22 protein-coding genes are annotated in these 21,959 nt (G+C 65.2%); 4 read left to right on the top strand and 18 right to left on the bottom strand.

Annotation, left to right across the window (positions count from 1 at the left end):
* Window positions 1-52 precede the first annotated feature (52 nt).
* On the top strand, window positions 53-493 hold the full coding sequence (locus HMPREF0298_RS06580; protein WP_006840348.1) for a PaaI family thioesterase: 441 nt from the start codon (window positions 53-55) through the stop codon (window positions 491-493).
* A gap of 7 nt (window positions 494-500) precedes the next feature.
* Here HMPREF0298_RS06580 and HMPREF0298_RS06575 read toward each other — a convergent pair whose 3' ends face one another.
* Window positions 501-1,583, bottom strand: a complete 1,083-nt coding sequence (locus tag HMPREF0298_RS06575) for a magnesium and cobalt transport protein CorA (RefSeq protein ID WP_040422599.1) — start codon at window positions 1,581-1,583, stop codon at window positions 501-503.
* Between the two features lie 121 nt (window positions 1,584-1,704).
* On the bottom strand, window positions 1,705-3,102 hold the full coding sequence (locus HMPREF0298_RS06570) for an NAD(P)/FAD-dependent oxidoreductase (protein WP_006840346.1): 1,398 nt from the start codon (window positions 3,100-3,102) through the stop codon (window positions 1,705-1,707).
* 128 nt (window positions 3,103-3,230) lie between these two features.
* Here HMPREF0298_RS06570 and HMPREF0298_RS06565 point away from each other — a divergent pair, with 128 nt between their 5' ends.
* Window positions 3,231-4,547, top strand: a complete 1,317-nt coding sequence (locus HMPREF0298_RS06565; RefSeq protein WP_006840345.1) for an SAM-dependent methyltransferase — start codon at window positions 3,231-3,233, stop codon at window positions 4,545-4,547.
* Between the two features lie 82 nt (window positions 4,548-4,629).
* Here HMPREF0298_RS06565 and HMPREF0298_RS06560 read toward each other — a convergent pair whose 3' ends face one another.
* The gene (locus HMPREF0298_RS06560; protein WP_006840344.1) at window positions 4,630-5,340 is read right to left on the bottom strand and encodes a YceI family protein; all 711 of its coding nucleotides are present in this window, start codon (window positions 5,338-5,340) and stop codon (window positions 4,630-4,632) included.
* 2 nt (window positions 5,341-5,342) lie between these two features.
* Window positions 5,343-5,687 (bottom strand): hypothetical protein, encoded by a 345-nt coding sequence (locus HMPREF0298_RS12695; RefSeq protein ID WP_006840343.1) that lies wholly within the window; start codon window positions 5,685-5,687, stop codon window positions 5,343-5,345.
* Window positions 5,688-5,796: 109 nt separating this feature from the next.
* Here HMPREF0298_RS12695 and HMPREF0298_RS06550 point away from each other — a divergent pair, with 109 nt between their 5' ends.
* The gene (locus tag HMPREF0298_RS06550) at window positions 5,797-6,180 is read left to right on the top strand and encodes an RNA polymerase-binding protein RbpA (protein ID WP_040422598.1); all 384 of its coding nucleotides are present in this window, start codon (window positions 5,797-5,799) and stop codon (window positions 6,178-6,180) included.
* A gap of 60 nt (window positions 6,181-6,240) precedes the next feature.
* Here HMPREF0298_RS06550 and HMPREF0298_RS06545 read toward each other — a convergent pair whose 3' ends face one another.
* Genes HMPREF0298_RS06545 through HMPREF0298_RS06520 form a run of 6 tightly spaced genes read right to left on the bottom strand, consistent with a single transcriptional unit; the run spans window position 6,241 to window position 12,303 of the window.
* Window positions 6,241-7,221 carry a polyprenol monophosphomannose synthase gene (locus HMPREF0298_RS06545; RefSeq protein WP_006840341.1) on the bottom strand — a complete coding sequence of 327 codons (981 nt, stop codon included), beginning with the start codon at window positions 7,219-7,221 and terminating at the stop codon, window positions 6,241-6,243.
* Between the two features lie 2 nt (window positions 7,222-7,223).
* On the bottom strand, window positions 7,224-8,780 hold the full coding sequence (gene lnt, locus HMPREF0298_RS06540; protein ID WP_006840340.1) for an apolipoprotein N-acyltransferase: 1,557 nt from the start codon (window positions 8,778-8,780) through the stop codon (window positions 7,224-7,226).
* Window positions 8,777-9,286: an FxsA family protein gene (locus HMPREF0298_RS06535; RefSeq protein WP_006840339.1), complete on the bottom strand. Its 510-nt coding sequence runs from the start codon at window positions 9,284-9,286 to the stop codon at window positions 8,777-8,779. Before HMPREF0298_RS06535 ends, lnt begins: the two co-directional genes overlap by 4 nt.
* Before the next feature lie 9 nt (window positions 9,287-9,295).
* Window positions 9,296-10,498, bottom strand: a complete 1,203-nt coding sequence (locus tag HMPREF0298_RS06530) for a lipase family protein (RefSeq protein WP_006840338.1) — start codon at window positions 10,496-10,498, stop codon at window positions 9,296-9,298.
* A gap of 12 nt (window positions 10,499-10,510) precedes the next feature.
* The gene (locus tag HMPREF0298_RS06525; protein WP_006840337.1) at window positions 10,511-11,239 is read right to left on the bottom strand and encodes an SDR family oxidoreductase; all 729 of its coding nucleotides are present in this window, start codon (window positions 11,237-11,239) and stop codon (window positions 10,511-10,513) included.
* 5 nt (window positions 11,240-11,244) lie between these two features.
* Entirely contained in the window at window positions 11,245-12,303 is a 1,059-nt protein-coding gene (locus tag HMPREF0298_RS06520; RefSeq protein WP_006840336.1) for a M24 family metallopeptidase, read from the bottom strand.
* A 49-nt stretch (window positions 12,304-12,352) separates the two neighbouring features.
* Here HMPREF0298_RS06520 and HMPREF0298_RS06515 point away from each other — a divergent pair, with 49 nt between their 5' ends.
* Complete coding sequence (locus HMPREF0298_RS06515; RefSeq protein ID WP_157464389.1) at window positions 12,353-12,922, top strand: S1 family peptidase; 570 nt, start codon at window positions 12,353-12,355, stop codon at window positions 12,920-12,922.
* Here HMPREF0298_RS06515 and HMPREF0298_RS06510 read toward each other — a convergent pair.
* The 8 genes from HMPREF0298_RS06510 to dop all read right to left on the bottom strand — a co-directional run bounded on the left by HMPREF0298_RS06510 (window position 12,919) and on the right by dop (window position 21,911).
* Complete coding sequence (locus HMPREF0298_RS06510) at window positions 12,919-15,687, bottom strand: DEAD/DEAH box helicase (RefSeq protein WP_006840334.1); 2,769 nt, start codon at window positions 15,685-15,687, stop codon at window positions 12,919-12,921. The two genes, HMPREF0298_RS06515 and HMPREF0298_RS06510, sit on opposite strands and share 4 nt — an antisense overlap.
* A 5-nt stretch (window positions 15,688-15,692) precedes the next feature.
* On the bottom strand, window positions 15,693-16,571 hold the full coding sequence (gene tatC, locus HMPREF0298_RS06505; protein WP_040422767.1) for a twin-arginine translocase subunit TatC: 879 nt from the start codon (window positions 16,569-16,571) through the stop codon (window positions 15,693-15,695).
* A 75-nt stretch (window positions 16,572-16,646) separates the two neighbouring features.
* On the bottom strand, window positions 16,647-16,904 hold the full coding sequence (tatA, locus tag HMPREF0298_RS06500; protein WP_006840332.1) for a Sec-independent protein translocase subunit TatA: 258 nt from the start codon (window positions 16,902-16,904) through the stop codon (window positions 16,647-16,649).
* A 51-nt stretch (window positions 16,905-16,955) separates the two neighbouring features.
* Entirely contained in the window at window positions 16,956-17,900 is a 945-nt protein-coding gene (locus tag HMPREF0298_RS06495) for a helix-turn-helix transcriptional regulator (protein ID WP_006840331.1), read from the bottom strand.
* Window positions 17,890-18,834 carry a helix-turn-helix transcriptional regulator gene (locus HMPREF0298_RS06490; RefSeq protein ID WP_006840330.1) on the bottom strand — a complete coding sequence of 315 codons (945 nt, stop codon included), beginning with the start codon at window positions 18,832-18,834 and terminating at the stop codon, window positions 17,890-17,892. Before HMPREF0298_RS06490 ends, HMPREF0298_RS06495 begins: the two co-directional genes overlap by 11 nt.
* Window positions 18,834-20,225 carry a Pup--protein ligase gene (gene pafA / locus HMPREF0298_RS06485; RefSeq protein WP_006840329.1) on the bottom strand — a complete coding sequence of 464 codons (1,392 nt, stop codon included), beginning with the start codon at window positions 20,223-20,225 and terminating at the stop codon, window positions 18,834-18,836. The genes HMPREF0298_RS06490 and pafA overlap by 1 nt, the downstream gene beginning before the upstream one ends.
* Before the next feature lie 3 nt (window positions 20,226-20,228).
* Window positions 20,229-20,411 carry a ubiquitin-like protein Pup gene (locus HMPREF0298_RS06480; protein WP_006840328.1) on the bottom strand — a complete coding sequence of 61 codons (183 nt, stop codon included), beginning with the start codon at window positions 20,409-20,411 and terminating at the stop codon, window positions 20,229-20,231.
* A 9-nt stretch (window positions 20,412-20,420) separates the two neighbouring features.
* Window positions 20,421-21,911 (bottom strand): depupylase/deamidase Dop, encoded by a 1,491-nt coding sequence (gene dop, locus HMPREF0298_RS06475; RefSeq protein ID WP_006840327.1) that lies wholly within the window; start codon window positions 21,909-21,911, stop codon window positions 20,421-20,423.
* Window positions 21,912-21,959: the final 48 nt, after the last annotated feature.

Genomic DNA, 21,959 nt, shown 5'->3' with positions numbered 1-21,959 from the left:
TTTGCTGGTACTTTCGGACACTTTTTAACAGTGTTAAACGTATAATGGTGGCATGGATCACAGATTTGGCAGCGAGCCGATTACCTCACCCTTAACCGACGACGAGCTAGAAGGCATCAACGCCGTGAATCAGGGGTTGGCGAACACCCTTGGGATCGCCATCACCTACGTCTCGCGGGACCGCACGGAGGGCTACGTCGACGTCACCCCGCAGCACCACCAGGTCACGGGAATCGCCAATGGTGGCTTGTACTGCTCGATTGGAGAGACGCTTGGTTCCATCGCCGCGGTGGCTTACTCCGGCGCCGGGGCGGTCGGCATGAGCAACTACACCGATTTGCTCGGCAGCGTCGAAGACGGCCGCATCGACGCCGTGGCGCTGCCCGTCCACACCGGTCGCACCACCCACTTGTGGCGCGTGGAGATGTACCACGAGGCCAAGCTCGTGGCCACCACAAACCTCAAGCTCATGATCCTGCGCGAGGGCCGATAGCAACCCCTCACAGCCAGTGGTTCTTGCGGAACCACCAGTACATGACGATCATCACGGTGGCCATCAGGATCAGGACCGCCGGGTACCCCCAGCGCCATGCGAGCTCCGGCATGTACGCGAAGTTCATGCCGTAGATTCCGGCGATCATGGTCGGAGCGGCAGCCATGCCAACCACCGCGGAAATCGTGCGCATGTCGCTGTTCTGCTGCATGTTGACCTTCGCCACGGAGGCGTCGAGAAGCGACGACAGCCGCTCGTCGAACCCGGAGACGTGATCGCTGACAATCATCGCGTTGTCTTGGACGTCGCGGAAGTACGAGCGCAGCACCTTGCGCAGCATGTCCTTGTTGTTCATCAGCCCAGCGCGCAGCGCGGGCCCGAGCGGGTCGATCGCGTGGCGCATCTCCAAGATCTCGCGTTTGTACATGTAGATCTTGTCAATGTTGATGTCGCGCCTGGGCGTGAACACCTCGTTTTCCAGCTCGTCCACGTCGCGTCCCAGGGCAGTGGCCACCTTAAGGTAGTTGTCCACCACGTGGTCGAAGACTTTCCACGCCGCGGCCGGCGGGCCAAGGATTGCGAGTTCCTCATCCTCCTCGAGTTCGCGGGTGAGATCGGGCAGGGGAGCCTTGTGGCGAATCGTGATGGCGAACTTTGGCCCCAGAACGACCTGCACCTCGCCGGTGGAGATGATCTCGCGGGCGTCGGCAACTTCTTCGTCGTCGCGGTAGTAGACGGAGCGCACGACCATGAACAACTGGTCGTCGTAGCGCTCCATCTTCGGGCGCTGGTGGGCGTCGACGATGTCATCGACGATGAGGTCGTGCAGGTCGAAGATCTCGGCAATGCGCTCCATCTGCGTCGTGTTTGGCTCGCTGAGCGACAACCACAGAAACGCGTTCTCGTGTTCTTCGACCAACTTCAGCGCCTGGGTCACCCGTGTTTCCCCGGGCAGCTTCTTGCCGTCGAGGAAGATGCGGCAGAAGTCGACGTTGCGCTCAATCGGAATCGGCAGACTCGTTGAAGAGGGCGCGGGCGCGCCGTCGGGGCGTTTGCCGCGTTGCAGCGACAACGGTAGGCGTGGCGGCATGGTGTGTAGGCCCCCTTCGTACGAAGCTCGAGTAGTAACTGAGTGTGAAAGAATGATACGCCATGGCGTGCAACAGCCCGGCTCCGCGAGCGGAAGCCGGGCTGAGGGCGCGGGGGAGGAACTAGTTCTCGCCGTTGGTGTCGCGTAGCTCCGGCACTCCGTCTTCGGCCGCCGCTTTCTCGCGCAGCTTCAGCAGCGCGGTGCGGCCGTGCATCTGCGACAAGGTGGTGGCCAGGTTGTGGCGCTTCGGAGTCAGCGCGTTGGTGAACCAGGACACCATGGTGACGAACTGGTTGCGCGCGCCGGCGAGGAAGGAGACGTGGACGGCGAGCCACATCAACCAGCCGATGAAGCCGCTGACCTCGACCTTGCCCATCTTCACCACGGCGTTGAAGCGGGAGACGATGGCCATGGAGCCCTTGTCGAAGTACTCGAAGTCGTCGCGGGCCTCCGGGGCAACGTCGTGCTCGACCTGCTCTTTGATAACGCGGGCGACGTACTGGCCGGTCTGGATGGCGACCTGGGCGACACCCGGAAGGCGGTCGCGGCTCATCATGTCGCCGATGATGAAAACGTTCGACTTGTCACCGACGGTCAGGTCGGAGTTGACCGGAACCTTGCCGTTGCGTTCGGCTTCGACGCCGACCTGGTCGGCGATCAGCTTGCCGAGAGGGGAGGCCTGGACGCCGGCGGACCAGATCTTGGTCACCGACGGGATCGTGGTTTCCTGCTCGGTCTTGGTGTCCTTGTAGGTCACCGATTCCTCGTCGACGTTTACCACCATGGAGTTGAGGACTACGGTGACGCCCTTCTTCTCCAGCTCGCGCTGCGCGCGCTTGCCGAGACGCTTACCGAAGGGGGGAAGCACCTGGGGCAGGCCGTCGATAAGCACAATCTTTGCCTGGGAGGGAACGAAGTTGGAGTAGCCGTGCGCGAAGGAGCGGTGCGCCATCTCGGCGATCTGCCCGGCAAGCTCAACACCGGTCGGGCCGGCGCCGACGATGACGAAGGTGAGGAGGCGGTCGCGCTCCTCGGCGGTCTCAGCGACCTCAGCGCGCTCGAAGGCGGTGATGATGCGGGCGCGGATTTCCAGCGCGTTGTCGAGCGTCTTCAGGCCGGGAGCGAACTCCGCGAAGTGATCGTTTCCGAAGTAGGACTGGCCGGCGCCCGCTGCGACGATCAGGGAGTCGTAGGCGTAGGTGCGGGAAAACTCGCCCTCGTGAGCAGTCACGGTTTGGGCCTCGACGTCGATGTCAGTAACATCGCCACGCACCACGTCAACGTTGTCCTGGCCGGAGAGGATCTGTCGCACGGAGGTCGCGATCTCGCCGGTGGAAAGGATGCCGGTTGCCACCTGGTACAGCAGCGGGACGAACAGGTGGTGGTTGGTGCGGTTGATGATGGTGACGTCGACATCGGCGTCAGCAAGCTCGCGAGCTGCGAAAATGCCGCCGAACCCGGCGCCGATAATGACGACGTGGTGGCGGTTACCTGACGGGCGTAATGCTGTTTCAGCCATAGGTGTACCTTCCTTGCGGGACGTTGTTGAGTATCGCCCGCCATAATACGCCTCCGTGCAGTTCCCGTTGACGCAAGCCCCGCCGCGCCTGCCGCTTCAGGCGCGGAAAAGCCGTTAAAGTTGTCCGCGTGTTAACCGCCCCGGACGTACCCGAACACCTAGCAACGGTGGATACCCAAGCCTGGCCAGGGCTGCTGGCCGTGCCCTCGGGCCCGGCGGCGAGGATTGGAGCGCGGGTCGCGGAGGCGAAGTTCGCGAGCGCCTGCGCGGCAGCAGAGATCGAGCTCGACCCGCAGCGTGACGCGCACCTGGTAGTTGAGCACGACATGTTGTTTCGCCGGATCGCCGACAGCGGCTGGGTGGGCCTCGCGGAAGGGTTCATGGCGGGGGAATGGGCCGCAGCCAGCAGCGAAGCCCTCGTCGACGTCTTGGTTAAGCTGCTCCAGTCCGGATACCGGCCCAAGACCCCGACGATCAGTCCCAAGCATTTCGACGGCGGCGGGGAAATTCCGGCGGAGCTGGTGCAGCACTTCGCCGGGGATGGGATGAGTGGGTTTGCCGGCCATTTCGCCACGGGAGTGCCGACGACGCAGCGGGTGCGGGTGAAATCCCAGCAGGCGCGCGCAGGCAGGGCATCCGCGGGGACGTACTTTGTCGATGTGACGGAGTTTTCCGAGCCGATCGATGCGTCGAGGGGGGATTTGAGCGACGTCCAGCAACGCTCGGTGGAGATGCTTCTCGACGCCTGCGCGACCGGCCGCGGCACCCATGTGCTCGAGTTCCCGTCCTCGGGCGGGGCGGTTTCACTCGCGGCTGCACGCCGCGGGGCGGTTGTCGATGCCTGGGCCGCCGACGAGCACGCCGCGGGCGCGCTGCGCGACCGGGTGGTCTACGCGGGTGTCGGCGGCGCTGTCCACGTCGCGCTGCTGGCGCCGGAGTGGACGCGCGCGAACAAGCGGCGCAGCGACTATGACGCTGTAGTTAGCGTGGAACGCCTAGAGACGCTGGCGCCGGCGGGCAAGGCGCAGTACCTGTCCGCTGTGGGCCACCTCGTGGATCCAGGTGGCAGGGCCGCGCTACAGACAGTGATGCGTACCGAGGCTTTCACGCCGGCGGCGGACGCGGCGCTGCAGTCGCTGCGGGCTTACATTTGGCCGGGGCTGAGCTATTCGACGCCCGAGGAAGTGGTGCGCATCGTCGACCGGCGAACGCCATTGCGTGTTGTGGCGCAGACACGGGCACCGGCGCACCTCGCGGCGTCGTTGCGCCTGCAGCGAGAGATGTTTGACAGCCGTTTGCGCGAGGCCGCTGCCGACGGGTTCGATCAGGTGTACCGACGGCTGTGGCAGTGGCAGTTCGCGCTGCGCGAGGCCTTGGCGCGGTTGGAGATGCTCGACGTGGTCCAGGTGACCCTGGTGTCGCGCGACAGGCGGGGGCGGCGCTAGAAGACTTTAGTTGACATAATGTACATTATCGGACAATCCGCTACGCAGGGCTGTTAGCCCTCAATTACGTTACGTGACGTTTTTAGCGCACTTTCGTCAGATTCAGGCGGACATTCACTTCGCCCTCATCGGCGATCTTGGCGGCCACCAACTCGGGAGTCTCCACGCCGTAGTCTTCGCGGCTGATCGGAATGTCACCCGCAACGACGATGTTGTCGCCCGTGCGCAGCGCCTCGAACTCATGGGTCACACGGTTCGTTTCACCGCGAATGGTAAGATCACCTGTCAGCGTCACCGTTCCCACCGAGCCGTCAGCCGGCAACTGGCTAACGTCCGCGGGCTCCGTCAGGCTGAACGTCGCCGTCGGATAATCATCGGTGCTGAGGATCGACCGCCGCACGTTCACGTCGCGCCGGTCGTTGTCCGTGGCAACGCTCGCCATATCCACCGTGATCTGCCCGGCGGTCACCGCGCCCGACTCGATCTGCACCTCACCCTCGACCTCGCGTGTTGAACCGGACGTCACCTTGCGCTCAGCCGGGAGAATCTCGAAGAAGGTAAATCCCGCGGAAGTTTGGTTCGGGCCGAGCGTGTCGGTGACGTCCCACACCCCATCGACCTCCGTTGCCGCCGGTCGCGCGCCCTCGGCGTTGATGCCCTCGGTTTTCACACCGTGATCGCCGAAAAGCAAGGCGTAGATGACCGGCACGATTGCCAACGCCGCCAACGCGAGAATGAATATAATTGCCCCAATAAGGACTGGCTTGGGAATCTGACGCTGCCTGTTCACCATTCCTACCTTAGTCTTTCGACGCGTTTGGCCATACTCACCAATTCCTCGCACAGCTCGGCAATCTCTCGCTGGTCCGCACCCTCGCGGTGCGCAGTGGCAATATCTTCTGCCGCACAGCGCAACTGGAACAACTGATCCCGCAAGTCATCGGCCCGCTCAGGGGCCAAAATGACCGCCTGGGCGGGGATAGAAGTACCACTGACCGACGCGCGCTGTTCGTAGGCGCGTTGCTTGCACGAGGAGCTGCAAAACTTCCGCTTGCGCCCTCTCCCCTCGTGCGGGGGCAATTCGACACCACACCACTGACAAGTTGGCGACATCGTGGACATGGCGCAAGCGTAATACATGGCTCGACGACCAACACCCACAGAGTTCGCACTGGGTGGCGGGAACATTTCGTGGCGGCCAGTCGTTATAATAGGGCGACTATTAAACGAGGGAAGGGATTCACACAGCATGGCTGATCGCGTATTGCGCGGAAGTCGGATGGGTGCAGTCAGTTACGAAACTGACCGGGACCACGATCTGGCGCCGCGCCGCATGGCTAAGTACCGCACCCCTAACGGTGAGGTTTTCGACGTCCCCTTCGCCGACGAGGCTGAAATCCCCGAAGAGTGGATGTGCAAGAACGGCCAAATCGGCACGCTCATGGAGGGCGAGGGCGTGGAAGCCAAGCCGGTCAAGCCTCCGCGCACGCACTGGGACATGCTCCGCGAGCGCCGCACCATCGAAGAGCTCGATGTGCTCCTTGAAGAGCGCCTCGACCAGCTGCGCAAGCGTCGCCGCACCGCGGCGCGCCTCGCGAAAGAGCAGGAGCAGCAGGCCAACGCTGGTTCCTAAGCAGCACAAAAGCCCGGCTTCACGACGCTCTGTTCGTGCGGCCGGGCTATTTCTTGTCTTCTATGCGCGGTTTTTCTCGTAGTCCGCGATTTTGAGACCCTCACGGATCAATTCGACGACAGAATCAGCGGCGCGGGCGGCCTTCGCCGGCAGTTCACGCACCCCGGAGTGGTTCAGCTGGTAGCGGGCCAACTTGGCACCCTCCCCGATGACGTTGACGATGAACTCCGGGGCCTGCTCGAGCTCGCGCTTCCACTTGGGCAGGCTCGTGTGGTCGAGCTCGTAGCGGGCGAATCGGCTCGCCTCTTTGGCCCCTTCGCGCAGCAGCTCGGACTTCTCGGCCGCCGCCCACCTGCTGACCTCAGCCAGCGACTGCGCGGCAAAACTTGCGTCGAGCTTGGATTCCCCGAGGGTGCGGTCGGTGAAGGTGACTGGCACCTCGCGCACGTCGTAGCCTGCCTGCAGTGCGCGGTGCGCGATCTCCGCCTGGAAGATGTATCCCTTGGTGGATAGGGAATCGAGGTCGAGGGCCTCGAGCAGCTCGCGGCGGAACGCGCGGTAGCCGGCGGTCATGTCAGCGATGTCGTCGCCGAGCACGAGCGAAATGTAGCGGTTTCCCGCCTTGGAGAGGAAGTAGCGCTCCCGGGGCCAGTCCTTGACCTCGCCGCCTTCGACGTAGCGGGACCCGATGACGAGGTCTGCGCCGTTGTCGATCTCCGCGAGTAGCAGCTCGAGCTCCTCGGGCGCGTGCGATCCGTCGGCATCCATCTGGCAGATCACTTCGTAGCCGTGCTCGAGTGCCCAGGTAAAGCCGTCTCGGTACGCCGCGAGCAGGCCTTCTTTACCCGCGCGGTGGACAACGTGGACCTCGTCGTGCGCCGCAACCAGCTCGTCGGCCTTGAGCCCGGTGCCGTCGGGAGAGTTATCGTCGACAATGACGACGTCGACGGGCGACGTCGTGCTGAGGACCCGATCGACGATCAGGGGGAGGTTTTCCACCTCGTTGTAGGTCGGAATGATCACGACGGTGTTGTTCGCCACGGCTACAGCTCCTTGGGGTGTTGATTGTTGGGACGCTTCTTCGCATCATACCCGCGTCGTGACGCAGCCCACGCGGCGATCATCGCGGCGAAGCCCGCTGCGACCGCGATCCATTCGAGGTATCGCCCGATCAGGACGGCCGGGGTGCGCGTGTCTTTGAGCGGAAGATCCTCGGTGAGGTGCGCGGGAGTAAAAATGTCCGTCTGCTGGGAGACGCTGCCGTCCGGGTGGACAATGGCTGATACGCCGGAGGTGGCCGCCACGATGACGGCGCGGTCCGTTTCTATGGCGCGCATGCGGCTCATCGCGAGCTGCTGGTACGTCATGTCCGTAAACCCGAATGTCGCGTTGTTCGTCGGGGTGGCCAGGATGGTGGCGCCATTTCTCACCGCGGTGCGGTAGGCCTCGTCGACGGCGACTTCGTAGCAGGTGGCGATCCCGACCCTGATATCTCGCATGTCGACAACGCCGTTGCCGTTTCCCGGCTTGAAGTCGCCGGCCATGTCGACGTACTCGGAGAAGTTGCGGAAGAAGTCGCGCATCGGCATGTACTCGCCGAACGGCTGGAGGTACTTCTTGTGGTGGTAGTCCCCCGCCCCGGTGTCCGGGTCGAAGACAACCATGGTGTTGCGCTGCCCCACCTCGTCGCGCGTCAACGTGCCGACCAGCACGGGGGCGTCGATGCGTTGCACGGCGACGTCGATCAGCGCGGCGGCCTCGGGGTCGGTGAACGGATTGACGTCGGAGGAGTTCTCGGGCCAGATGACGATGTCGGGGTTAGCGCCGGATTCCGCGAGCGCGATCGTCTCGTTGACGTGGTTGGCCAAAACGGCCCGGCGCTGGGCGTTGAAATCAAGACCCATCCGGGGGACGTTGCCCTGCACCGCGGACGCGGTGACTTCGTCCACTACTCCCCGCTCGGTGCCGACGCCAATCTGCGCCAGAAGCCCGAGCGTAAGCGGTGCGATCACGGCCACCGCGCCCGCCACACGGTGGCGAAACAGCAGAGCTACTACGCCACAGCCCACCAGCATGGTCGCCAGCGTGACAAACGCCGGCCCGCCATAGGCGGCGAGGTTGGCCAGCGGTCCGTTGATCTGGCCCCACGCGAGGCGCACCCACGGAAAACCGCCGAAGGGAAACGATGAGCGCGCCCACTCGACGGCCAGGTAAATCAGGGGAAACACTGCGAAACCCCACCTGTGCCTCGCGGCGAACACCCCGAAGATGCCCGTGGGGATGGCGTAGACGGCGCAGGCGATCGCGAGAGCCACGTACGGCATGGTGCCGACGAACTCGCCGATCCACGGCAGGAGGTAGAGGTAGCAGAACAGCGCGTGGGTGAAGCCGAGCAACGCGCCGAAGCCACCGCTCGGTCCAGGTCGGGCGCCGCTGGCGGGCCCGATCCAGCGACTCCACGTACTCGGCCAGGGAGCCAGGGCGAAGGAGAAAAGCGCTATCCCGATAATCGCCGCAAACCACAAGCCGTGCGGCTCGTAGGAGTAATAGACGGCCGCTCCGGAAGCTGCGGCGAGCGTGAAGCGAAAAAAGGCTCTCACTGGTCGCGGCCTTCCGGTGCGTCACCGGGTCGGCGATGCGGGTCGACGCTGTCCATTCGGTAGAGTTTCTCCAGCTCGTCGGCGTCGATTGGCGCGGCAAAACTGCCGTAGGAGTCGTGCACCTGCGACATTGGCGAAACGGTGTAGGCGCGCACGCCAAAATCCTCTACGGCGCGCTGCACCTTTGCCGAAAGCCCGCGGCGCAGCAGCGCCCGGGTCGGGCCGAAGACCATAATCAGGCCGATGAGGGAGGACACGAAACCCGGCACGATCGTGAGCACCCAGCCGGTGACGAGAATCGCGGAGTCGCCCGCGAGTGCGCCCAGGCTCGAGCGCCCCTGCGCCGCCTTGCGCAGCGAGTTGCGCAATGCGGCGTTGGCGGCTAACCCACCGAGGATCATGAGCACGAAGACGGCAACGAAGGCCCAGCCGATGCCGATCAGCTTTGCGACGCCGAGAAACGCGAGGACCTCGACCAGAAAGTAAGCGAAGAAGATCAGGCGCATGCGGCCAGACTACCCGCCCAACTGTCTCAGAAGCCATTTCACGTCACGCGGCGCGTTGGCGAAGTACGGCATGAAATGATTCAGCCCCATCCGCCCCGGGATCTTCGGCCACCGGTGGTTGTGCAGCTGCACTCCCCACTTCTCGGCGAGCCGCTCGGAGCCGCTGAACGGGATCACGTCGTCGTTTTTCGATCCCCACAACCGCACCGGAATGCGCGCGGGTTTTCGGTTGCCCAGCGCCATGCGGTCGAGGAACTCGCTGGATGCCGGGTTGCGGTCGAGCAGCTCGGCAAGCGGGAGACCAGACGCGGTCCACTTTTCGGTGCGTGTGTAGCGGTATTTCAGCACCGCGCCTGGGCCGCAGACCTGCGAACCGAACGCGATCGCGGCGAGGCCCTCGTCGGTAAGCTCCGGCGTGAGGTCGGCGAAGGATTCTGGGTCGGCGGCGAGCATGCCGGCGACGGCATAGAGGATCACCGCCGCAGGCATCGCGCCGTCAATGTGCTTGAGCACTTCGGCGAGATCCGCCGGCGGGGAGCCGACCACAGCGGCCAGCGGTTGCAGTTCGGGGGCGTATTCCGGCTGCTCTAGCCACGCGCCGATCGCGCCCCCGCCCTGGGAAAACCCCCACAGCCCCAGGTTGTCGATACCCACGCCCAAGCTCGTCGACGCCCGCACCGCGTCCGCCAATGCCCTCGCGCCGGAGGCGTGGTCGCAGTACAACTGCACGTTGCCCTCGGGGTGGCGCGGGTAGTCCGTGAGCACGACGTTGCATCCGAGCGCGAGCATGAAGTTGATCACGGGCTGCTCGTGGGCGGCGATGACGTCGAACGGCCGGGTGCGCAGCCCGACGCCGACCGTGCACGAGTACGAGGGATCGCACCGCGGCGCCACGCCTTGGGTTGACGGTGCAAACGCGATGGTGGGTCGAGGCGTGTTCTTCGCCCACGGCACGCGCGAGCGGTACACAGCGCCTGTGGCGGTCAGGATGCGCTGCCCGGAATCGCTGGTGGTGTAGTCGATGCGCCACGCGGAGGCGTCGTTAAGCCTGGTGCCCAACCCGACCGGCGAGATCTCGACGGCGTTGAGCAGCGTGCCCGGAGTCATGCCGCTGACCCACGTAGCCTGGCCAAACTCGGGGTCGGTGCGCGGGTTGAGGTTGACGGCGTCGACGACAAACGGCGCAAGTGCGCGGGCGAGCTGGGCAATCATGGTGACGAACTCCTATCGGGGCATGCGGCGCCAGATGGGTCGCGGCACGAGCGCCATTATGGCGGAAAGTAGTGCGAGTCGGCGCGGGATCCACAGCGTCGCGCTCTTGGATGCGGCCGCGGCGGCAACGACCGCATCGGCGACATCGGCTGGGCGCACGGACATTGGCGCCGGCGTCATCCCTTCCGTCATGGAACCGATGACGAAGCCTGGTCGCGCGGTGATCAGGTTGAGCTCGGTTCCGTGCAGCCGGTCGGTCAGGCCCTGGCAGAACGCGTCGAGCCCGGCTTTCGTGGAGCCGTAGACATAGTTGGCGCGCCGCGCCCGCCAGCCCGCGATGGAGGAAAACGCGAAGATTTCGCCGCGGTTCATCACGTCGGCGAGGACTGTCAGCGCGTTGACCTGGGCGAGGTAATCGACGGTGGCGATGCGCGCCGCTTCGCGCTCGTCTCGTTCCGCGAGCTGCTGGTCGCCGAGGATGCCGAAGGCGACGATCGCGGTGGTGACATCACCGGCGGCCTCGATCAGCGGGCGGTGCGAATCGAGGTCGGTGGCCTCAAACTCGTGAAATCGCACCTCGCGGGCCCCGGCATCGAGCAGCCGCTTCTCGACGCCCAACGCACGCGCCCGGTCGCGGCCCGCGAGCACCACTTCCCTGCCCCGGCACATCCGCACCGCGATTTCTCCCCCGATATCGCTGTTCGCCCCGAGCAGGAGCAAGGTTCCTTCCTTCTTCGGCATCGGACCTACCCCAGTGCCCTTGGGCGGCGGTTGAGCTGTTCGCATCCATCCTCAGTGACGACGACGATGTCCTCGATGCGCATCCCCCACTTACCGGGAACGTAGATGCCGGGTTCGACGGAAAACGCCATGTTTTCTTCGATTACCTGGTCGTTTCCAGCGATGATGTAGGGCGCTTCGTGGGTGTCGAGGCCGATGCCGTGGCCGGTGCGGTGGAAAAAGTTTTCCCCGTAACCGGCGTCCTCGATCACGCGCCGCGCCGCCGTGTCGATCTCGGCGGCGGCGACACCGGGACGCACCGCCGCGATTGCGGCGTCGAAGGCTTCCTCGAGCACGGCGTAGGCCGTGGCGAACGCCTCCTCGCCAACGCCCGGCACTTGGTAGGTGCGGGTGCAGTCGGAGCGGTATCCGGAGGCCAGCGCGCCGCCGATGTCGACAACGACCGCGTCGCCCGGCTCGAGCACGCGCGAGGAGAAGTCGTGATGGGGGTTCGCGCCGTTCGGCCCGGAGCCGACGATGACGAAGTCGACGCTGGCGTGCTCGGCAGTGATGAGTTCGCGCAGTTGCGCTGCGACGTCCTCTTCCGTGCACCCCGCTACGAGAAGCTCGGGCACGCGGGCGTGGATACGGTCGATGGCCTCGGCCGCGGCCCGCAGCTGCGCGATCTCCTCTGGCTCTTTGACCATGAACAGCTCCGCCAGCACATCTTGGGCAAGCACCGTGCGCGGCGCAAGCGCCTGCATCCTCAACACATGGTCCGCCGTCAGCGCCGTGCCCAGCCCGAGAACGCCTTCACCGGTGATCTGGGTGCAGAGCCGGTACGGGTCCTCGCCGTCACGCCAGGAGACGACGGGCAAGGTGGTGGAGATGCTTGCCGCATCGGTCGCCGGGACAACGAGGCTGACTTCGCCTTCGGCTGGCACGACCGGCGCCGAAAGCCTCTCGTGGGAATTGATGCGTAGCCCCGTGAGGTAGAAGAGTTCGGTGCCCGGGCCGACGACCAGCCCCGCGAGTCCCGCCTGGGCGACAAGACGCTGTGCTTTAACCAGTCTGAAATCGCTCATTGCTCCACGCTACACTCTCCCCATCTCTGCCCGTCTACACTCGGTGCACGTGCGTACCCACCTCGTTGCCAGGCTCGCCCACCCGAGCGGATACTGTTCCGGGACCCTGCTCTCGCCGACTACGGTGCTCACCTGCGCCCACTTCTTCCGCGGTGTGGATCGCCTGGTCAACGTCTACGTCGCCGGCACCCGACGCCGGGTCAAAGATCTCGAGGTCATCGCCGGCACGGACATTGCGATCGCCTACGTCTCCCCGGTGCGCGTCGACGCGGACACCGTCTTTCCCACCTTCGGTGCGGCGCCGCCGACATTTGCGCCCACCGCGACGTTCGGTTTCGGCGGCAAGCTACGACACCCCGCAGCCCGCGATGGCCGTTTCCTCAGCACGATGCCGTTCGCGCTGTCGCGCAACCTGCGCACCGTCGTCCAACCCGCCGGCGTGATTTTCAACACCACGCCGGCCGTCAAGGGTGACTCGGGCGGGCCGGTTATCGCCAACGGGAAGGTCTTCGCCGTCCAGTCCCTCATCCTCGATCCCTTCGGCATCAACCTGGGCGTGGCCACAGTGTCGCTGATCGACGAGCGCGTGCGGGAGAGCGTCGACAAGCGAGCTCGCTAGCTGCCGATCGCCACCACGCCGCGGCGGATGGCGTCGATCGCCTTGTTCGCCGCGTGGCGGATCTCCGGGTTGTAGCCGGTTTTCGCCACTTGTTCCAGGAGGTCAATGGCCTGGCGGCACCAGCGTACGAAGTCGCCCGGTGTCAGCTCCGCGCCAGATTCTGCCGCGGCGGCGAGGCAGTAACCCAGCGGTGCGCCGGCCGTCCACTGGTGCACCGACAGGCTGAAACTGGCGTCCGGCATCCGCGAGACCGGCAGCTGGTGGCGCTGCTCGTCGGCGACCAGCTCGTTGTAGATGCGCATCGTCGAGTTCATCGCCGCCGCCATGTTCTCCGTGGGCACCTCTGCCGAACCCATTGTTGCCTTGCGGTTTTCGAACACGCACATCGACGCCACGCCGGCGAGCTCGGCGGGGTCGAGAAAGTCCCACACGCCTCGCTTGAGGCACTGCGCGACCAGCAGGTCGGCGACGCTGTGGATGCTGGCGAGGCGCTCGCCCTCCTCGGTCACTTTGGGTTCGCCGTCGACGATCTCGACGTAATCCATCTCCGTGAGCAGGCCGATGATCCGCTCAAAGGTACGGCCGAGCGAATCGGTCGAGGAATCAACCGTCCGCTGCAGCTTCTGAAGGCGGCGCTGCTCGCGCACGAGCTCCTCGCCCACGCGCGCGAGCATCTCGCGGTCGGTCGCGGGCCAGGCGTGCACGGGGTGGTCGCGGATCGCCTCGCGCAGTGCCGTGACGCGTTTCGACGGCCTGACCCGCGCCTGCTCCTTCAACTTCCGCGGCGACGTGAAGGTGCCGCGCTGGATCAGGCTGACGACCTTGCGCGCGTGGCGGCGCGGCTGGTCCGCGAGGTGGCGCGGGATCTTGACCCGGCCGACCACGACCGGGGTGTTGCGAAACGCGGAGGCGTCGATCCTTCCGGACCAGCCACGCTCTGTGGTCACCCACGGCCGCGGGTCGTCGTGCTTGCCGGCTGCCTGGACCACGGCTGCGAGCTCTGGCTTCTTCTTGCCCGGTAAGGCAATGACCTCCCCCACCTGTAGGCGCGCCAGCAGCTTGACGGTTTCCGTGTGGCGGTCGGTAATGGCGGAGGCGCGGGACTCCTTTTCGGCCTCGGTGAGGTCGCGGCGCAGTTGCAGGTAATCAACGAGGTCCGTGGCGGGGTCGTCCGACGGCGGTGCGAAGGATGCGATGTCGCGCTCGAGCTGCCCGCGCAGGGAGTCCACCTTCGCGCGGAGCCGCTCGATCTCGCGCACCTCGCCGACGACGGAGCGATCGGTCTGGAACTGGGCGAAGGATTGCTCGACGAGGCGGATCGAGGCGTCGAAGCCGTTCATCTTCAGCATGTTGATCGCCATGTTGTAGCCCGGCGTGAACGGCGAGATCAGCGGGTAGGTGCGTGTCGACGCCAACCCCGCGACCTCCTTCGGATCCATCGCCGGCGCCCACTGCACCACGGCGTTGCCGATGTGGTCGATGCCGCGGCGCCCGGCTCGACCCGTGAGCTGCGTGTACTGCCCTGGCGTGAGGTCGACGTGCGCCTCGCCGTTGAACTTGACCAGCTTTTCCAGCACCACGGTGCGAGCCGGCATGTTGATGCCGAGGGCGAGTGTCTCGGTGGCAAAAACGACGCACACAAGTCCCTGGACGAACAGCTCCTCGACGATGTGCTTGAACGCGGGCAGAAGTCCGGCGTGGTGGGACGCAAACCCGCGCATCCAGGCGGTGCGCAGCTGACGGTAGTTGAGTACCTGGAGGTCCTCGTCGGGGATTCCCTCGATGCCCTTGTCGACGATCTCCGCGATGCGCTGCTGCTCCTCGGGTGTGGTGAGCTCCTTGCGCGAGCGCAGGCATTGGAACAGGGCGCCGTCGCAGCCGGCGCGGGAGAAGATGAACACGATCGCCGGGAGCATGTCGCGGCCCTGGAGCGCGGAGACGACCTCGGGGCGGCCGACAGGCTTGATCCGATCGATGGGGCGCTCGCGCCCGGAGCGTCGGCCAGCGGTGCGCGACCGAAAGCCCCTGCCCTCCTCGAAATCGCGGCGGCCCTCGTCGGCGCGGCCGGACTCGATGCGCTCGATGGCGTCCTCGAGATCGCGGTTGACGCGGCCGTCGGTGCCCGGCTCGAACAGCGGAAACACCTTGCGGCCGACCATCATGTATTGGCTCAGCGGCACAGGACGGTGCTCGGAGACGATCACCGCAGTATCCCCGCGCACTGTGCCGAGCCATTCGCCGAACTCCTCGGAGTTGGATACCGTGGCCGAAAGGCCGATCACGCTCACGGAATCGTCGAGGTTCAAAATCACCTCCTCCCACACGGCACCGCGGTCGCGGTCCGCGAGGAAGTGGATCTCGTCCATCACCACGTGGGAAAGCCTGTCGAGCTGGGGGGATTCGGCGTAGATCATGTTGCGCAACACCTCGGTCGTCATCACCACCACTTCCGCGGAGCCGTTGATGCTGACGTCGCCAGTAAGCAACCCGACCGCTTCCTCACCGTACTGGGCGACGAGGTCGTGGTACTTCTGGTTGCTCAGCGCCTTGATCGGGGTGGTGTAGAAGCACTTGGTGCCGCGCGAGATCGCCAGCGATACGGCGAACTCGCCGACGACTGTCTTGCCTGAGCCTGTCGGCGCGCAGACGAGCACGCCGCGGTCTTGCTCCACGGCCTGGCAGGCCTCCACCTGGAAGTCATCGAGCTCGAAGCCCTGGTTGGCGCGAAACTCGTCGAAATGGGTCTGCGGTGAAGGCGTTGACATGCCCTCTACAGTACGTCTTTGAAGTGGTCCTCTTCAGGTGGGGCGACGGGTGTGGCGCTGACGGGGGCTGGTTGGGCGATGGGGCCGGACGCTTCCTCGTCGTCAAGGTCCATCCACTCTGGCCGCTCGGTCTTGCTGCGCTTGTCGTCGATGCGGCAGAACTGGAAGGCGAGCTCGACGAGCACCACCATGGCGGCGGCGAGCGCGAGCATGGAGAACGGGTCCTGGCCGGGAGTCATGAACGCGGCGAAGATGAATAGGCCGAGGATGATGATCCGGCGCTTGTCCTTGACGTGGTCGTAGCGCAGGATGCCGGCGAGGTTGAGCATCACGATGATCAGCGGTAGCTCGAAGCTCACACCGAAGATGACGATCAGCGAAAGCAGGAAGTTGTAGTACTCTCGGCCTGTCAGTGCCGCGACCTGCACCTCGTCGCCGATGGACATGAGCACGTAGAGGCCCTTGTCCAAAACGAAGTAGGCCAACAGCGCGCCCAGCACGAACAACGTCACGGCGAGGGAGACGAACGCAAAGGTGTAGCGCTTCTCGTTGCGGTGCAGACCCGGGGTGATAAACGCCCAGATTTGGGTGAGCCAGATCGGCGAGGAGAGCACGATGCCGGCCAGCGCGCCCACCTTCAACCGCAACATGAACATCTCGAACGGTGTCGTCGCCAGCAGGCGGCACTGCCCGTCGCCGGTGAAATCGGCGCGCACGTCTTCCGGCAGGTTGCAGTACGGGCCGCGGATAATCTCGCCGAGCGGTGCCAGGCCGAATGGCGCGTTTTGGTACCAGATGAAGCCGATCACCGTTCCGACGAACAGCGCCGCCAGGGATATGACCACTCGGCGCCGCAGCTCCTTGAGGTGCTCCATCAACGGCATGCTGCCGTCGGGGTTCTTCGCCTTCTTCCGCTTCGCCGGGCGCTTGCTGCCGGTTACGACACGTGCCACGACTACTTAGTTCTGCGGGCGGGGTTGGTTATCGGCGATCTGGGTCGCGCTCTGTGCTGCGCTCTGGGTCTCAGGAGCGGCCTGCGGGAGCTCGGCCTGGGCGGGCGCGGGCTTGTCGTCGTTACGCATTTCGTTGACTTCGCTCTTGAAAATACGAGCGGAACGGCCCATCGAGCGGGCGAGGTCCGGCAGCTTGTTCGCTCCGAACAGCAGCAGGACGATCGCCAGGATAATGAGGATTTCCGGCCAACCTAAGCTAGGCATGGGGTTCCTTTCAAAGATGTCGCTGTCGCCTCTGTGGGCGCCGTTAGGGGTTTAGCTTAACCCATCCATGCCGGTTTGAGCGCGCCGAACGACCTCGTGTGCCAGATTCCCAGGTTCGACCAAGCGGACACGGTCGCCCTGGCTCAGGCAGAACCGGATGAGCCAGTCGTCGGAGCCGTACGCCATGGTGGCGCGCACCCAGTAGCCGCTGCCGGGGTCGGAGTCTAGCTCGATCTCGAAGTAGTCGGCCAGCCACGTCGCCTCGCGGCGGATGGAGAGCACCGCCCGGTGGCGGGTGGAGAACCCGAACGGGTCGTTCGGGTCGAAGCCTGTGGGATTGCGCGGCGCGTTGGAGGGGGCGTCGATAAGCTGCGCGCTGACGATGCGATCGAGCCGGAAGCTCTTCGCCTCCGTGATCCCTTCCTCGTACGCGCGCAGGTAGGTCTGCCCGTTCTGGTGGAAGATCGAGGCCGGCGAGACAGTGCGCGTCGACGTCGTGCCCGAGGACGCCGAGTAGTAGACGATCTCCAGTTGGCGCGAGCGCGCGATCGCGTCGGTGAGGATGTGCACGTTGCTTGTCGACGCCCCCACCTCCGGCACCGTGTCGTCGACGCTGTGGCCCTTGATCGCCGCGCGCAGCTTCGCTGCCGCCGATGTCACGGCGGCCTGGTCTACGAGGCCGGGCATGGTTTCGAGCGATTCGAGAGTCAGTAGCAGCGCGTTCGCCTCCGTCGGCGTCAAGCGCAGGGGCTTGTTCAGGCCCTGGTCGTCGATGACGGTGATGCCGGTCCAGTTGGCCACGAGGTCGATCAGCTCGCCGGGGCCGCTGCCGACGCCGGACATAGACAGCCTGGTCAGGTCGCGCATCACCTCCTCGTGGGAGTAGCCGAGGTCGCGTGCGATCTCCATCGGCGTGGCGTCGCGGTGGCTGTGCAGGTACGGGATCAGGTTCAGCGAACGCACGAGACCCTCTAGCTTGGCGGGGCTATCCTTCATTGCTGTCCTCCACGCTCGCTTTGAGCAGCTTTATCACGTCGCGGCGCACGTCTTCGGGCTCGATTGTAAACACGTGGGGCGCGGCGCTGGCGACGGTGCGTACCAGCCAGTCGCGCTCCACGCCGACGAACTCGACGATGTCGCCGACGCGCGTGCCCTTGGTTTCCAGCTCGAAGGACGCGGAGGCGGAGACCCCGATTCGGGCGTCGGTGACGGGCCCGCGCAGGACGTCCTTGACAACGTCGGCCAGCGGGCGGGACGCCTCATGGAATTGCTCGGCGCTGGTGACACGCACGTTGCTGACCCGCATCGCACGAAACGCCCGCTGCGCCTCCCTTTCCGCGTCCCATCCGACGACGTAGGCGCGGTTGTTCAGCGCCACGATCCCCCACGGGTCCATGACGCGGCGCTGCACGTTCGCGGCCGGGGCCGGGGCGTAGTCGAACACCATGCGCTTTTTCCCGCGCACGCACGCGGTGACGTTTTTGACCGTCTCCGCGTCGAGCCGCATCACGTCGTTGTCCACGCTTGCCAGCGCGGGGCTGTCGAATGAGCGCGTTGCGCCCGAGGCCGCCAGTTTGGTCCACCCGGAGCGCGCGAACGCGCCGAGACTGCGCTCGCGTCCCAGGTCACCGGCTAGACCCAGCACCGTCGCTTCCTCGTCGGTGAACTCGATGGGAGGCAACGTGTAGGCATCTTTGTCCACCCACACGAGGCCGTTTTCCATCCGTGCCGGCACCCCTGCGCGCCGAATTGTCTGGATATCGCGGTTGAGCTGGCGGTGATAGGAGGCCCGGCCCTTCTCGGATTCGTCGTAGCCCTTGTAGCCCTCGACGCGCCCGCGCACCCACTCATAGTCGCGAGGGCGCTGCGCCCCGAGCAGGGCAAAGGTCAAGTTGGTTAACCGGTCGATCACGGGGTCGTCGTTCGCCATCAGCCCTCCTTGCGGTCCTTGAGCATGTATTCAATCAGCTTCTCGACGTCCTCGCCGGCCTCGCCGCCCGTGGCGAAGGGATCGAGCAGCGCCACCGTGCGCGGCTCAGGGTGGTTGACCTTCAGGTGCACCCAGTCCACGTTGACCGACGCGCCGCTTCCCCGCGCCGCGGCGAGAAAGCGCCCGCGCAGCGCGGCCCGGGTGGTCTGCGGGGCCGTGGTTGCCGCTTGCTCAATGGCCTCGTCGGTGGTCCAGCGCTTGACCAAGCCCTTGCGCTGCAAGTGGTAGAACAGCCCGCGCTCGCGGCGGATGTCGTGGTAGGCGAGGTCAATGTGGGCGAGCTTCGGGTGGTCCCAGTCGCAGTCGAGCCGTTCCTTGAACTGCTCGAGCAACGTGCGTTTGATCACCCAGTCAATCTCTTGGTCCACGCCGGCGAAATCCTGCGTTTCGATCGCGTCGAGGACGCGGCCCCACAGGTCCACCACCCGCTCCATGTCGGTGTTGGGGGTGCCTTCGTCCGGGCGCTCGGCCAGCCAGGCGCGGGCGGCCTCAAAGATTCCGCGCTGGACCTCGAGCGCGGTTGCCGCGGAACCGTCCTTCAGCCGCAGTACCGTTGCCCCTGTCGGGTCGGCGGAGATGTCCCGGATGTGATCGATCGGATTATCTAGCTCGAAGTTGGGCATGGCGAAACCGGCCTCGAGCATCTCGATGACCAGCAGCGTGGAGCCGATTTTCAGCGCAAACGTCGGCTCGGCCATGTTCGAGTCGCCGACGATGACGTGCATGCGCCGGAACCGGTGCGAGTCGCCGTGGGGCTCGTCACGCGTGTTGATGATCGGCCGGGTGCGCGTCGTCGCGCTGGACACACCCTCCCACACCTGATCCGCGCGCTGCGAGATGACGAAGCGGTTGTTCTTGATCAGGCCGGCGCCGCAGATCAGCTGGCGTGTGATCATGTGCGGCATGAGCTGCAGCGAGAACGGCTTGAGCGCGAGCTCGCGGCTGATCAGGTAGTTCTCGTGCGCGCCGTAGGAGTTGCCGCGCGAATCCACGTTGTTCTTGAACAGGTAGATCTCGCCGCCGATGCGGTCCGCGGCCAGAGCCTCCTCGGCGGTGCGGGAGAGGCGATCGAAGATGAGCTCGCCAGCCTTATCGCTGTTGAGCAGCTGGGTGATGGAGTCGCACTCCGCCGTGGCGTACTCGGGGTGCGCGCCGACGTCGAGGTAGAGCCGCGAGGCGTTGTCGACGAAGATGTTGGAGCTGCGGTGGGCGGACACGACCGGCCGAAACAGGTAGCGCGCGACCTCCTCGGGGCTTAAGACCTGCGAACCGCCGCGAAACGCCGTGACCCCGAACTCCGTTTCCACACCCATGACGCGGCGCGTGAACATGGGCTACTCTCCGCCCTTTTGCACGTAGGAGCGAACAAACTCCTCGGCGTTGTTGTCCAACAATGCGTCGATCTCGTCGAGGAGGTCGTCGGTGCCGCTCGTGTTGAGCTGCGCCTGGCCCGCCTCGAATGCTCCCTCGTCCTCGCTACCGTTGCCGGATCCGCCGTGAATCTGCTGCTGTGCCATGTTTAGAGCTTAACGGTTCGCAGCCTTCAGGGCGGCAACGAGCTCGTCGACGCTGTGCGCGGATTCGATGAGTTCTCCGACGTCGGCGCGCGTGAAGCTATCGACGTCGTCGATGCGCACCTTGTAGGGACCCTGCTGCGTGTCAAACAGCACGGCCTGCCAGTTCGAGGCGAGGATGGAGTCGCCGAACGACGTGCTCACCGCGCCGCGGAAGTAGGCGCGCGAGTCCGCCGGCGGTACTGTGGCCGCGCGCTGGATTGTCTCGGTGCTGACCAGCGTGCGCATCCTGCCTGTGCGCACCAGGGCGTGGTAGAGCGATGTGGAGGGATCGATGTCGGCGTACTGCAGGTCGAGCGCCTTCAGCTTCGGGTCCGCGATGTCTACGCCGCGCTTGAGGTAGGCGCCGACGAGGGCCCATTTCGCCGTCCAGTCGAGTCGGTCGGCGGTGCTCAACGGGTCGTGCGCGAGGTCGTCGAGAAGCTCACCCCACAGCTCGAGCACCTGCTTGTCGACGTCGCTCGAGGCGACCACCCGTTCGCGGTAGACGCCCAGGATGTCGATGGCGCTGGCGCGGCGGCCGTCGACAAGCGAGAGCTCGTGCGTGCAGCTGGGGTCGTGCGAGACGGCCCTGATTTCCGCGACCGGGTTGGTGAGCGCGAGGTCGGAAAAGTCGACCCCGCCCTCGATGGCGTCGAGAACGAGCTTGGTCATCCCGAGTTTGAGGAAATTCGAGTACTGGCTCATGTTTGCATCACCGACGATGACGTGGAGGCGGCGGAAGTGCTCCTCGTTGGCGTGCGGTTCGTCGCGGGTGTTGACGATCCCTCGATTCAGGGTGGTTTCCAGGCTGATTTCCTGCTCGAAGTAGTCGGCGCGCTGCGAGATCTGGAATCCTTCGCGCTCTCCTTCCTGGCCGATACCGACGCGGCCGGCGCCAGTGATGACCTGGCGGGTGACGAAGAACGGGATGAGCGCCTTGGCGAGCACCCCGAAATCGGTGTGGCGCGAGTACTGGTAGTTCTCGTGGCTGCCGTAGGAGGCGCCCTTGCCGTCGACGTTGTTTTTGTAGAACTTCAGCGGCGGGCAGGGTTCCTTGCCCTTGAGCACGCTCACCTGCTGCTCGTGCAAGTCTTTGATGTTGGCGGCGGCATCGTTTAAGACGATATCGCCGGCGGCGTCGTAGATCATTGCGTCGAATGCGTTGGACACCTCCGGCGAGGAGTATTCGGGGTGTGCGTGGTCGACGTAGAATCGCGCGCCGTTGGAGGTTACCACGTTGGCCACGCCTATCGCGTTGGCGTCGACAATCGGCACCGTGTGGTAGCGGCGCAGGTCAAAGCCCCGGGCGTCCTTCAGAGGGGCCTCGTCCTCGTAGTCCCAGCGCGCTCGCGCTCCGGTGTGCAGCGCCGCGTAGGCGACCACGGCGTGGGTGGAGGTGACGATGGGGCTCAAGCTCGGATCACTCGGCGAGGTGATGCCGTATTCGGTTTCGGTGCCCATGTAGCGAACTGCGTTGTTAGTCGTGTCTGACACCTAACTAACAGTACG

Source organism: Corynebacterium lipophiloflavum DSM 44291 (genome assembly GCF_000159635.1).
Classification (GTDB): Bacteria; Actinomycetota; Actinomycetes; order Mycobacteriales; family Mycobacteriaceae; genus Corynebacterium; species Corynebacterium lipophiloflavum.
Note: the sequence above shows the minus strand (reverse complement) of the source record. Positions and strands in the feature narration are given on the sequence as shown.

Coding starts and splice junctions, on each gene's coding strand:
- HMPREF0298_RS06580 (WP_006840348.1), top strand. CDS start 53: ATGGATCACAGATTTGGCAGCGAGCCGATTACCTCACCCTTAACCGAC.
- HMPREF0298_RS06575 (WP_040422599.1), bottom strand. CDS start 1,583: ATGCCGCCACGCCTACCGTTGTCGCTGCAACGCGGCAAACGCCCCGAC.
- HMPREF0298_RS06570 (WP_006840346.1), bottom strand. CDS start 3,102: ATGGCTGAAACAGCATTACGCCCGTCAGGTAACCGCCACCACGTCGTC.
- HMPREF0298_RS06560 (WP_006840344.1), bottom strand. CDS start 5,340: ATGGTGAACAGGCAGCGTCAGATTCCCAAGCCAGTCCTTATTGGGGCA.
- HMPREF0298_RS12695 (WP_006840343.1), bottom strand. CDS start 5,687: ATGTATTACGCTTGCGCCATGTCCACGATGTCGCCAACTTGTCAGTGG.
- HMPREF0298_RS06550 (WP_040422598.1), top strand. CDS start 5,797: ATGGCTGATCGCGTATTGCGCGGAAGTCGGATGGGTGCAGTCAGTTAC.
- HMPREF0298_RS06535 (WP_006840339.1), bottom strand. CDS start 9,286: ATGCGCCTGATCTTCTTCGCTTACTTTCTGGTCGAGGTCCTCGCGTTT.
- HMPREF0298_RS06530 (WP_006840338.1), bottom strand. CDS start 10,498: ATGATTGCCCAGCTCGCCCGCGCACTTGCGCCGTTTGTCGTCGACGCC.
- HMPREF0298_RS06525 (WP_006840337.1), bottom strand. CDS start 11,239: ATGCCGAAGAAGGAAGGAACCTTGCTCCTGCTCGGGGCGAACAGCGAT.
- HMPREF0298_RS06520 (WP_006840336.1), bottom strand. CDS start 12,303: ATGAGCGATTTCAGACTGGTTAAAGCACAGCGTCTTGTCGCCCAGGCG.
- HMPREF0298_RS06510 (WP_006840334.1), bottom strand. CDS start 15,687: ATGTCAACGCCTTCACCGCAGACCCATTTCGACGAGTTTCGCGCCAAC.
- tatC (WP_040422767.1), bottom strand. CDS start 16,571: ATGCCGTTGATGGAGCACCTCAAGGAGCTGCGGCGCCGAGTGGTCATA.
- tatA (WP_006840332.1), bottom strand. CDS start 16,904: ATGCCTAGCTTAGGTTGGCCGGAAATCCTCATTATCCTGGCGATCGTC.
- HMPREF0298_RS06495 (WP_006840331.1), bottom strand. CDS start 17,900: ATGAAGGATAGCCCCGCCAAGCTAGAGGGTCTCGTGCGTTCGCTGAAC.
- HMPREF0298_RS06490 (WP_006840330.1), bottom strand. CDS start 18,834: ATGGCGAACGACGACCCCGTGATCGACCGGTTAACCAACTTGACCTTT.
- pafA (WP_006840329.1), bottom strand. CDS start 20,225: ATGTTCACGCGCCGCGTCATGGGTGTGGAAACGGAGTTCGGGGTCACG.
- HMPREF0298_RS06480 (WP_006840328.1), bottom strand. CDS start 20,411: ATGGCACAGCAGCAGATTCACGGCGGATCCGGCAACGGTAGCGAGGAC.
- dop (WP_006840327.1), bottom strand. CDS start 21,911: ATGGGCACCGAAACCGAATACGGCATCACCTCGCCGAGTGATCCGAGC.